We start from the raw sequence: 9,864 nt of genomic DNA, 5'->3' as shown, positions 1-9,864 counted from the left end.
GCCAAGGACGATAAGATCCGGTTCCAGGTGATCCCGGGCGAAGTGCGAAGGCACTGTGGTCTCTGCGGACCGTTTCGCCTGATGACGATGAACGACAACCGCAAGATCGTCCGTATGGAACACACCCTGGGAGGCACTGCCTTCGACAAGGATGGTGAGATTGAGGAGATGGCGGAGTTGTTCGGGGCACTGCAAGCAGAGGCCCTGTCCCCCATCCGTTCCGTTGAGCTAATCCAGGACATCATGAAGGGCTTGAAATGAACGAACAGTGGGCCTGGCACACGTCATCCCACAGTGACGGTCGCGGTGGTGACTGCGTGGAGGTCGCGGAGGGATGTGAGACTCACGTCCGCGACACCAAGAACCGGGAGAGCGGCCATCTTTCCTTCCCCGCAGTGGAGTGGAGCGCGCTCCTTCGGGCGACATCATCTAAGTAACCGAGGCTGCTCATAGACCGACCCCCGCCAGGCTCGTTGGCGGGGGTCGGTCGTGTTCGTGCATCACCAGGGTAACTCCCCTACGTAACGACGCAAGGGGAGATATATCTGTTCGAGAAGAAACGAGGACTACTCCCCAGCTCGGCGGGGAAGAAGAAGTTTCGTACCTCCGCATCATCTCAGCCGAAGTCATGACCTGAGAACACCCCCGTTCCCCGAGCGCACAACCTCTCTCAATCCCTTGAAGAAGTCCCGCTCCGCAGCAGTCAGCCTCCGACCTCCGAAGAGAACGGACAGCTCATGACCAGCGAAATCACGTGGCACAAGTCGTCCTACAGCAACGGTGGAACCAACTGCGTGGAGGTGGCTGAAGGCCCCACCACCCACATCTGCGACACCCAGAATCGCGCCCTGGCTCAGCTCAACGTTCCCGGCTTCGAATGGACCGCTCTGCTCAGCACCCTCCGCACGAACTGACTCCCGGCAGACCCACCGCGGAGCGGCGGAACCCTCCCTGGCGGGACCTTCGCCGATGAGCACTCCTCCACCCCCATCTGAGAGATCGAGGCAGCGCGACATGATGAACGAGCACTGGAAGAAGTCCACCTACAGCAACGGCACCGGTGGGAACTGCGTCGAGGCCCGCGCCACCACCCAAGGCGCCGCCGTCCGCGACACCCAGAACCGCGGCCTCGCCGAGCTCAGCCTCCCGAACGCGGAATGGTCCGCCCTGCTCCACGCGCTCCGCACCCGCTGACCCCGAACCGGAACTCCCCCATCCCTGAAGGGAAGGGCAGCGCATGCCCAACGAACAGTGCCCCTGGCACAAGTCCAGCTACAGCGGTGGCAGTGGAAGCTGCGTGGAGGTGGCCGAAGGCTCCACCACCCACATCCGCGACACCCAACACCGCGCCCAGGCCGAGCTGAACCTGCCCGCCCACGAATGGAACGCCCTGCTCAGCATTCTCACCCGGTAACCCCCAGAACCGACGAGGCCCCGGAAGCCAAAGCTCCCGGGGTCTCCCTGTTCCCAACCCCCATCCCCGCTACGCGGGGAGCAGATGCGGATGAGCATCATCACCGTCTCCTGGTAGGGTCCATCCCCGCGTGCGTGGGGAGCAGCCGTCGATCCTGTTGGTGGTGGGCAGTCCGGCCGGTCCATCCCCGCGTTCGCGGGGAACATGAGAGAGGTCTTCTGTCTCGCGCGGGTGCTCATCGCTGGTTGTCGCGCCACCCAGGGCAGACAGCACCGCGCTGGTCCGTGTGCTTGACCGGCAGGAAGGTCTTAGTCTCCTTCACACGTTTCCCACAGGCCTGGCAGCGGATCCCGCTTTTCTTTCCGTCCTGGATGGTCGACCATCCAGGGTTGCAGCCGTTCGGATCGCATCCCTGGCACTTTTTCAACTTGAAGCTGAAGACGTGAGAGACGTTGACGTAGTGAAGAAGACGCAGGTCGGGATTGTCTTTGCGCTTGCGTACACGGCGTTGGCAAAAGGGGCACACGGCAAGGCTCCTCGTCATCCCTGGGGGTCGAGGGGAGATTACCTAACGTGTTGATCCGATGGCAGAGAATGTCCGGAGTCGGCCACCCAAAGGCTCAGGCACTACGTTGAACGTCGTAGTAGGACTGGTGCATCCAAGCCCCCGCGTGCGCAGGGAGCAGTTCGAGCCGCTGGAGGAAACCCACCTGGTCGCGGGTCCATCCCCACGTGCGTGGGGCTCAGGTGGGCGCCAGGAACCCGGCGAAGATGTTGAACGGTCCATCCCCACGTGCGTGGGGCTCAGCGCCCCGGGTTCCTCGGTCCGTGCCCCTCGCGCGGTCCATCCCCACGTGCGTGGGGCTCAGGGAAAATGACCTGCGGAAACAGAAGGCGCTATCTTCCCGCAACCTTCACCACGAGGCAGCCTCCGCTCACCACGCCTCCCTACCACACCCCCACAGGACCCACCGGAACTCACCAACACCCCACGACTTCAGCCCCACGCACGTCGGACTCAGCGGTGGCCCTCAGCGACTCCGACCGCTTACGGAACAAGCTCCCGCAAGAGGTCCTCGACGTGCCGCCTGATCCGGTCACGGATGGGCCGGACCGCCTCGACACCCTGCCCCGCAGGGTCGGGCAGCTCCCAGGCGAGGTAACGCTTTCCGGGAAAGAACGGGCACGCGTCGCCGCAGCCCATCGTGACGACCACGTCCGAGGCGCGGACCGCGTCCGGGGTGAGGATCTTCGGGACACTGGCCGTGATGTCGATCCCGACCTCGCCCATCGCCTCCACCACCGCCGGGTTGACCTCGTCGGCCGGCGCGGAACCGGCCGAACGCACCTCGACCCGTTCGCCACCCAGGTGTTCCAGGAAGGCAGCGGCCATCTGGGACCGTCCGGCGTTGTGCACGCACACGAACAGCACCCGCGGAATCACGGCCTCCGAACGGTCAGTCACCGGTCGTCTCCTTCCTCATGGAAGAGCCCACCTCTGCCACCCCTTCACCGGGGAACCATCGCCGTGCCGCCAGAGCCACGTACACCAGCGCGATCAACACGGGCACCTCGATCAGCGGCCCCACCACACCGGCGAGCGCCTGTCCGGAGGCGGCACCGAAGGAGGCGATGGCGACGGCGATCGCCAGCTCGAAGTTGTTGCCCGCCGCGGTGAAGGCCAGCGTCACCGATCGGGGGTAGCCCATCCCGAGGGCCCGCCCCAGCGCCAGCGTCCCGGCCCACATGATCACGAAGTAGAGCAGCAGGGGCAGCGCGATCCGGGCCACGTCCCACGGCCGCGACGTGATCGCCTCACCCTGGAGCGCGAACAGCATGACGATGGTGAACAGCAGTCCGTACAGGCCCCACGGCCCCAGCTTGGGCAACAGGCGGGTCTCGTACCATTCGCGGCCTCGGGCCCGCTCGCCCAGGCGGCGGGTCAGGTATCCGGCCAGGAGCGGCACGCCCAGGAAGATCACCACCGATACCGAGATGTCGACGAAGGAGACCTCCAAGGCCGCCTGTTCCAGGCCCAGCCACCCGGGCAGCGCCGACAGGTAGAACCAGCCCAGGGCGCCGAAGGCCACCACCTGGAACAGGGAGTTGAGGGCCACCAACACGGCGGCGGCCTCACGGTCACCGCAGGCGAGGTCGTTCCAGATGATCACCATCGCGATGCACCGCGCGAGGCCGACGATGATCAGCCCGGTCCGGTACTCGGGCAGGTCGGGAAGGAACGCCCACGCCAGCGCGAACATCAGCGCCGGGCCGGCCAGCCAGTTGACCGCCAACGAGGTGATCAGCATGCGGCGGTCGCCGGTGACGGTGCCGAGGCGGTCGTAGCGGACCTTGGCCAGCGGCGGGAACATCATCACCAGCAGCCCCACCGCGATCGGCAGGGACACCCCGGCCACGCCGACCCCGGAGAGCGCTTCGCCCAGTCCGGGGACCAGGCGACCCAAGGCCAGACCGGCGACCATCGCCGCCAGGATCCACACGGTCAGGAACCGATCCAGGGCCGACAGGCGCCCGACCACTCCGGCATTGGGATCGGTGGGTGCGGGGGCGCTCATGAACCGGCCTCCTCGGGCTTCAACGAGCGGGTCAGGATCGCGGCCAGGCGGTCCGTCGTCTCCGGGATCAGCCGGTAGTACACCCACGTGCCGCGCCGCACGGAGGAGATGAGCCCGGCCTCCCTCAACAGTTTCAGGTGGTGGGAGATGGTGGGCTGGGACAGGTCGAAGGCGGGCGTCAGGTCGCACACGCACACCTCGTCGCCGTCGCACGTGGCGATCATGGACAACAGCCGCAGCCGCACCGGATCGCCCAAGGCCTTGAAGACCCGGGCGAGTTCGACCGACTCGCCGTCCTCCAGTGGCTCCTTCAGGAGTCTGGGGCAGCAGTCGGTGACCGCACCTTGGAGATCGGTGGCACCCACCTCTTGATTCGACATGCGTCTATATTGACAAGCTTCGAATCAGATGGCAAAACTGGAGTCGCATCGCTGAATAGATGAACTTCGATACAGCTTCCGGAGGACCTCATGTCCCGTGTCCAGCTCGCCCTCAACGTCGCCGACCTCGAAGCGTCCGTGGTCTTCTACTCGACCCTCTTCGGCGTCGAACCCGCCAAGCGCCGCCCCGGCTACGCCAACTTCGCCATCTCCGAGCCCCCGCTCAAGCTCGTCCTCATCGAAGGCGAGCCCGGCCAGGAGACCCGCCTGGACCACCTCGGCGTGGAGGTCGAGGAGACCGAGCAGGTGAACGCCGCCACCGAGCGCTTCAAGGACTCCGGCCTGGCCACGTTCGAGGAGAACGACACCTCGTGCTGCTACGCCGTGCAGGACAAGGTGTGGGTCCACGGCCCCGGCAAGGAGCCCTGGGAGGTCTACGTGGTCAAGGGCGACAGCGACCAGAGAGGGGCGGCACCCAAGGAGGTCAACGCCGGCGGCGCCGGAGAGGCGTCCGCCTGCTGCGCCACCGCACAGGTGTAGTCGCCGACGAGCCGTAGGACCGGGTGGGGTGGGCTATGCCTGCCCGGCCTGGCTCGCATCAGGCTCTTACGGCCCCGCTCGCATCTGTGTCGGACGTGGATCGCCGCAGCACGTCCGCGCCCAAGGCCCGGAGCTCGTCGAAGCAGGCGGGAGGCGGGCACGTGGAAACCCCGAGACCCCATGGCCACTGGACTGCTTCGCCCCGGGCGCGCCATGATCGTGGCCTGCGCACGGATCAACCTACTAGTCCAAGGCGAACACCGATGGGGGCCTGCTCTGTTCGATGACTTCGCGAAGGTAGCCGCGCGCCAGGTCGGCGAAGTCCTCGATCTCGGGGTGAGGGCGCGCCGACGGCCAGATCAGGCTGACCTCGACCCGTGGAGAGTCCGAGACGGAGCGGTAGACCACGTCGGGCGAGGTGTGCCCATAACCGGTGGCTTCGGCGGTCACTCCGACGGCTTCACCGATGGCGATACGGGCCAGCCACTCATCGGTGTTGGCGACGGTCACGGTCGCGGGTGGTGGAGCGATGCCCTCCCACAAGCGCACGGTCGCGGTGGGAGCGGTCGCGCACAACGCGACCCGGTGGGCGGCCAGCTCCTCCAGGCCCAGCTCGCCCACCGTGGCGAGCGGGCTCGTGGCGGCGACCGCGGCGACGAGGGTTTCGGTGAACAGGTGGGCGCTGGTCAGAGCGGGATCCTCGACCTGGTCGGGCAGGACCCTGCGCACGATCACCGCGTCCAACTCCCCCGCGGCCAGGGCGACTTCGGGATCGGCCGGGCGGCGGATATGCACCGGAGTGTTCGAACGTTCCCGCCACCTCCGGATCAAGGGCACGGTGTGCGGCCCCAGCCCGGCCCAGGCCCATCCCAATCGCAGCGCCGACGGGTCTCCCGACCGGGCGGTCTCCACGGCCCGGTCGATGCCGTCGAGCAACGGGCGGGTCTGGCGGACCAGGCGGCGCCCGGCCTCGGTCAGCTCCACCCGACGGGTGGTGCGCTCGACCAGACGAACCCCGGTCATCCGCTCCAGTCGGGCGATGGTGCGCGACAAGGTGGGCTGGGTGGTCCCGAGTTCGATCGCCGCGCCGGTGAACGTCTCAGCCCGGTCGAGCGCCTCCAGGGCGCGCAGGTGACGCAACTCCACACTCATACGTCCACTGTATGAATCCTTGCGCGTGTGTATTTCTCTGACCAGGCACGACGTTTCTAGCCTGAGCGCATGCGAATCCTCATCATCGGAGCCTCCGGCAAGGCCGGAGCCGCCATCCACCACACCTTGTCCGAGCGCGGGTACGAACTGATCGGCGTCGGACGCTCCTCGGGCGATATCCACGTCGACATCACCGACCCGGCCGGCCTGGAGGAACTGTGGCAGCGCGTGGGCAGCGTCGACGCGGTCGTCAGCGCCGCCGGCGACGTGCCCTACCGACCCCTGGCCGATCTGGAACCCGAGGACTACCTTTCGGCCTTCCATGGCAAGATCCTCAGCCAGATCAACCTGGTGCGCACCGGCCTGCCCCACCTGAACCCTCGCGGCTCCTTCACCCTGATCAGCGGAATCCTGGCCCGCGAACCCATCGTGACCGGGGCCGCCGCGGCCATGGCCGGGGGCGCCGTGGAGTCCTTCGTACGCGCCGCCGCCTTGGAGATCGCTCCACGACGTATCAACGTCATCAGCCCATCGGTGTTCACCGAGAGTCTGGAGGACTACGGCGACTTCTTCCCCGGCTTCGTCCCGGTGGACCTGTCCGAGGTGGCTCGGGCCTACGTGAAGTCGGTCGAAGGCGCCGTCACCGGCCAGGTCCTGATTCCGTGAGCGTGTCACGGGCCGCCGCCACGGCGTCCTATATGTTCCTGGGACTGGTCTGGGGCACCTCGTTCTTGTTCATGTCCTGGTCCACCGATCTGATCTCACCCGCCCAGACCACACTGTTGCGTGTGGTGTTCGGACTGGTGCCGGTCGCGTTGTTCGCGACGTTCACCCGCGCCTGGGCCTGGTGGCACCTGCGACACGCGCACCACCTGGTGGTCATGTCGCTGCTGGCCACCAGCGTCTACTACCTGGCCTTCGCCGCCGGCACCGCCCGGCTCGACAGCGGTGTGGCCGGAGCGCTGAGCGGCTCCATCCCGTTGTTCGCCCTCATCGCGGCGCTGGTGCTGGTGCCTGGTGAAGGCCTCACCGCACGTAAAGGGGTCGGGTTGGCCCTGGGCACGGGCGGGGTCGTACTGCTGGCCCGCCCATGGGCGGCCGGAGCCGTCGACGCCCAAGGGGTCGTACTCATGCTGGCCGGAGCGGCGAGCCTGGGGGCGTCCTTCGCCTACGCCCGGCGCTTCGTGATCCCGCTGGGCATCCCCTCGGCGGCCGCGACCGGCTACCAACTGGCCCTGGCCGCCCTCGGGCTGGTGCTCATCACGGATATGGAGGGGATCGGCCACATCACACAGGACACCACGGCGCTGGTCGGAGTGGTCGTCGGCCTCGGCGGACTGGGCACCGGGGCGGCTTTCATCCTGTACTACGTCGCGGTGGCCGGCCTCGGCGCCGTCACCGCCTCCACGGCCACGTTCCTACCTCCGGCCGTAGCGATGGCCCTCGGCGCCCTGGTCATGGGAGAGACGGTACGTGCCGACGGAATCGTGGCGCTGGCCCTGATCCTGCTCGCGGCGCTGGTCACCCGCCCCGGCCCTCGAACACACCCATCGGGGACGCGAGGAATCGACTCGTCGAACGCGAAGGAGAGCCCCAGGGTTCGAACATGAGATTCCCGCATGCGCGAGGATCGGACCTCATCCGTTCATGACCGCTCGGCCGCCGCCCGGCCGCCGAGCGGTCGACGGAGTACCCCTCGATCGACCGCCCCGAGCACCTCCACCCCGGACGGGTAGGTGCAGGTCATGCCGTCTGCTCACTGGGAGGGCTTCTTCGTAGCGGCCGCACTGATGGACCTGACACCGGGAATCAACCGACTACTGTCACTGCGCAACGCCCTGAAACAGGGGTTCCGAGACGCCGTGGTGGCCCTGGCAGGGCGCTTCTCGGCCTTCCTGATCCTCGTCGCCGCCACGGCGGCGGGGCTCGGGGCCTTACTGGTCGCCTCGGAAACGGCGTTCACCATGGTGAAGTGGTGAGGTGCGGGATACCTGCTCTTCCTGGGAACGCGCATGCTCTACGACACCTTCACTTCCGAAGGTGGGAAAGGCGAACGGCGCTCTCCGGTCTCACCGGAGACCCGTGACAGCCGATGGCACCTGACCCGCCAAGAGTTCCTGGTGGCGATGACCAACCCCAAGGCGCTCCTGTTGTTCACCGCGCTCCTCCCCCAGTTCGCCGACCACGGTGCGCGCGCGGTCCCCCTGCAACTCGTCGCCCTGGGCCTGGCCTACATCGCCGTCGAGTTCGCGGCGGCGCTGGTGTACGCGGGAATAGGCGGACGTCCGGGCTCTGCGTCATTGACGGCCCGCGCACACCGCCTATTCGACCGCGCCACCGGACCCACCATGATCACCCTCGCCGGATGGCCGTCCCTCGCACGCCACTGACCCGGCGCCCGCCGAAGCCGGGGGTGGTGTTCTCGCAGACGCACGTGGGGATGGACCGGTGCCGACCTTGATTCAGCAGGACATCGTGTCGTGAGCCCCACGCGCATGGGGGTGATGTGGAGAGTGTCCGGCCGGAGTCACCTCGGTAGAGCCGACCAGAAGAGAGAGCGTCCTCGTTCACACGCGGGAAACGGGGGAGAATCGGTGAACCCTCGTCGGTCGCACCGCTTGAAAGAGTCGACCCGGTAGGTGCCGAGCGAGTTCTTGGAGAGGCCCGAGCGTTCACCCGCGCTTCCTCTCTCAGGCAGGCCTGACGGAGGGAATCTGGTCGGCGCCTCTGCCGGAGTGAGAGGTGTCCCAGGTCGGGCGGTGAGGCCTGGATCTGCCCCGTGAGACGCATGGGGATCCTTGTGTTCTCGGTACGACTCTCATCCTGACCGAGCGCCGGCCGGGTACCTCTGGTGCAGATGCCGAGAATAAGACATAGACCATGTCGCTCTGGTTTTCCACAAAGTGGAAGCATCCCGTCCGGCGTCGTCTGTTTCGGGATGAGCGAGGATGGTTCCATGCAGAGCATACGATGCCATATTCTCATACGCGGCACGTGGAGTATTTACTTATAGGCCCTTGGTCTATAAATCAATAGATGGAATCCCTCCCGGGACACAAGAAGGGGTTCATTGTGGACAGTAAAGGATCCCTCGAAAAAGAAAATATTCCTTCTCAAACACCTTCCATCGAGTCATGCTGTCTGATTTATTTCGGATTGTGACTTTATTGAGGGGTGGAGCTCCGTCATTCCCCCTTGTAAGGTTGCGCAGGTCAAATTGATCACGACCTGAAGAGTGTCCCACCATGACCAATGTAAACGATATCGACCGGTGGTCCAAGTACGCCCAACAGTTGTCCGATATGATCAAACTGCCCGCAGGTGAAGCGATCCAAATGACCACCCCCAGCACCCCGTGGGATTGGGGTGGCCGCACTCCGGGAGCTCTCCCCTACTCCCAGTGGTCGCTGTTGAACGTGGTGCCCTCCACTCCCCAGCAGCAGACGAACGCCCATACCGCAGGTGGGAGTTCGGGGTTCGATCACTCCTACCGCGTCTGGATGAACAGCCTGGCGGTGGGCAACCTCGAAGGGGACAACCACTATAAGCAGCTCCAGGCCAATGCGGCGGCAGCCCGGCGCACTTACACGGATTACTACAAGAGCGTTCAGCTTCAGTGGAAGAACGCCGCCCCTTCGGGCACCCCGGACTTCTCCACCTGGCTCAACCAGGATGGACAGTACGCCCAGCTCAGCCAGATCAAGGCGAACAGGCAGGCCATCGACAACGAGGACAAGCAGCTCCAGAACTATGTGAACCAGATCGAGGCGCCGACCGCCGACATTCTGGCCGCTTACGAAGA

At 66.0% G+C, this 9,864-nt stretch carries 13 protein-coding genes and 1 pseudogene; 10 read left to right on the top strand and 4 right to left on the bottom strand.

What is annotated here, in order from left to right:
* The 5 genes from TR33_RS25590 to TR33_RS26255 all read left to right on the top strand — a co-directional run.
* On the top strand, positions 1 to 261 hold a 261-nt coding region (locus TR33_RS25590; RefSeq protein WP_042286043.1), incomplete at its 5' end, for a Scr1 family TA system antitoxin-like transcriptional regulator.
* Positions 258 to 437, top strand: coding sequence for a DUF397 domain-containing protein (locus tag TR33_RS26265; RefSeq protein WP_084570342.1), 180 nt, complete (start codon positions 258 to 260; stop codon positions 435 to 437). The genes TR33_RS25590 and TR33_RS26265, both read left to right, overlap by 4 nt.
* Before the next feature lie 300 nt (positions 438 to 737).
* Positions 738 to 914, top strand: coding sequence for a DUF397 domain-containing protein (locus TR33_RS26260; RefSeq protein WP_084570341.1), 177 nt, complete (start codon positions 738 to 740; stop codon positions 912 to 914).
* Positions 915 to 1,014: 100 nt separating this feature from the next.
* Positions 1,015 to 1,194, top strand: a complete 180-nt coding sequence (locus tag TR33_RS25585; RefSeq protein WP_042286042.1) for a DUF397 domain-containing protein — start codon at positions 1,015 to 1,017, stop codon at positions 1,192 to 1,194.
* A gap of 43 nt (positions 1,195 to 1,237) precedes the next feature.
* Complete coding sequence (locus TR33_RS26255; RefSeq protein ID WP_084570340.1) at positions 1,238 to 1,414, top strand: DUF397 domain-containing protein; 177 nt, start codon at positions 1,238 to 1,240, stop codon at positions 1,412 to 1,414.
* A 1,048-nt stretch (positions 1,415 to 2,462) separates the two neighbouring features.
* Here TR33_RS26255 and TR33_RS25580 read toward each other — a convergent pair.
* Genes TR33_RS25580 through TR33_RS25570 form a run of 3 tightly spaced genes read right to left on the bottom strand, consistent with a single transcriptional unit; the run spans position 2,463 to position 4,370 of the window.
* On the bottom strand, positions 2,463 to 2,879 hold the full coding sequence (locus TR33_RS25580; protein WP_042286039.1) for an arsenate reductase ArsC: 417 nt from the start codon (positions 2,877 to 2,879) through the stop codon (positions 2,463 to 2,465).
* Positions 2,872 to 3,990 (bottom strand): ACR3 family arsenite efflux transporter, encoded by a 1,119-nt coding sequence (arsB, locus tag TR33_RS25575; RefSeq protein ID WP_042286037.1) that lies wholly within the window; start codon positions 3,988 to 3,990, stop codon positions 2,872 to 2,874. Before arsB ends, TR33_RS25580 begins: the two co-directional genes overlap by 8 nt.
* On the bottom strand, positions 3,987 to 4,370 hold the full coding sequence (locus tag TR33_RS25570; RefSeq protein ID WP_042286036.1) for an ArsR/SmtB family transcription factor: 384 nt from the start codon (positions 4,368 to 4,370) through the stop codon (positions 3,987 to 3,989). The genes arsB and TR33_RS25570 overlap by 4 nt, the downstream gene beginning before the upstream one ends.
* Before the next feature lie 90 nt (positions 4,371 to 4,460).
* On the opposite strand from TR33_RS25570, the gene TR33_RS25565 reads away from it, so the two are divergent.
* Positions 4,461 to 4,910: an ArsI/CadI family heavy metal resistance metalloenzyme gene (locus TR33_RS25565; RefSeq protein WP_042286034.1), complete on the top strand. Its 450-nt coding sequence runs from the start codon at positions 4,461 to 4,463 to the stop codon at positions 4,908 to 4,910.
* A 243-nt stretch (positions 4,911 to 5,153) separates the two neighbouring features.
* Here the strand turns inward: TR33_RS25565 and TR33_RS25560 are convergent, their stop codons facing one another.
* On the bottom strand, positions 5,154 to 6,062 hold the full coding sequence (locus TR33_RS25560) for a LysR family transcriptional regulator (protein WP_052358260.1): 909 nt from the start codon (positions 6,060 to 6,062) through the stop codon (positions 5,154 to 5,156).
* 69 nt (positions 6,063 to 6,131) lie between these two features.
* Here TR33_RS25560 and TR33_RS25555 point away from each other — a divergent pair, with 69 nt between their 5' ends.
* From TR33_RS25555 to TR33_RS25540, 4 genes and pseudogenes are all read left to right on the top strand, one after another.
* A complete protein-coding gene (locus TR33_RS25555; RefSeq protein ID WP_042286032.1) occupies positions 6,132 to 6,728 on the top strand; it encodes a short chain dehydrogenase in 597 nt (198 codons plus the stop codon).
* Positions 6,725 to 7,672: a DMT family transporter gene (locus tag TR33_RS25550; protein ID WP_199806201.1), complete on the top strand. Its 948-nt coding sequence runs from the start codon at positions 6,725 to 6,727 to the stop codon at positions 7,670 to 7,672. The genes TR33_RS25555 and TR33_RS25550 overlap by 4 nt, the downstream gene beginning before the upstream one ends.
* A gap of 135 nt (positions 7,673 to 7,807) precedes the next feature.
* Positions 7,808 to 8,452, top strand: a pseudogene (locus TR33_RS27360) (LysE family translocator).
* Positions 8,453 to 9,307: 855 nt separating this feature from the next.
* Positions 9,308 to 9,864: hypothetical protein (locus tag TR33_RS25540; protein ID WP_042286029.1), on the top strand; the 557-nt coding region annotated here is incomplete at its 3' end.

It is taken from the genome of Nocardiopsis alba, from assembly GCF_000710955.1.
In the GTDB taxonomy this organism is placed as follows: Bacteria; Actinomycetota; Actinomycetes; order Streptosporangiales; family Streptosporangiaceae; genus Nocardiopsis; species Nocardiopsis alba.
This window is presented reverse-complemented; position numbering and strand designations above follow the sequence as displayed.

What these genes read in the sequence shown, in the direction of transcription:
- TR33_RS25570 (WP_042286036.1), bottom strand. Translation starts at nt 4,370, where the DNA reads ATGTCGAATCAAGAGGTGGGTGCCACCGATCTCCAAGGTGCGGTCACC.
- TR33_RS26255 (WP_084570340.1), top strand. Translation starts at nt 1,238, where the DNA reads ATGCCCAACGAACAGTGCCCCTGGCACAAGTCCAGCTACAGCGGTGGC.
- TR33_RS25555 (WP_042286032.1), top strand. Translation starts at nt 6,132, where the DNA reads ATGCGAATCCTCATCATCGGAGCCTCCGGCAAGGCCGGAGCCGCCATC.
- TR33_RS25585 (WP_042286042.1), top strand. Translation starts at nt 1,015, where the DNA reads ATGATGAACGAGCACTGGAAGAAGTCCACCTACAGCAACGGCACCGGT.
- TR33_RS26265 (WP_084570342.1), top strand. Translation starts at nt 258, where the DNA reads ATGAACGAACAGTGGGCCTGGCACACGTCATCCCACAGTGACGGTCGC.
- TR33_RS25560 (WP_052358260.1), bottom strand. Translation starts at nt 6,062, where the DNA reads ATGAGTGTGGAGTTGCGTCACCTGCGCGCCCTGGAGGCGCTCGACCGG.
- TR33_RS26260 (WP_084570341.1), top strand. Translation starts at nt 738, where the DNA reads ATGACCAGCGAAATCACGTGGCACAAGTCGTCCTACAGCAACGGTGGA.
- TR33_RS25565 (WP_042286034.1), top strand. Translation starts at nt 4,461, where the DNA reads ATGTCCCGTGTCCAGCTCGCCCTCAACGTCGCCGACCTCGAAGCGTCC.
- arsB (WP_042286037.1), bottom strand. Translation starts at nt 3,990, where the DNA reads ATGAGCGCCCCCGCACCCACCGATCCCAATGCCGGAGTGGTCGGGCGC.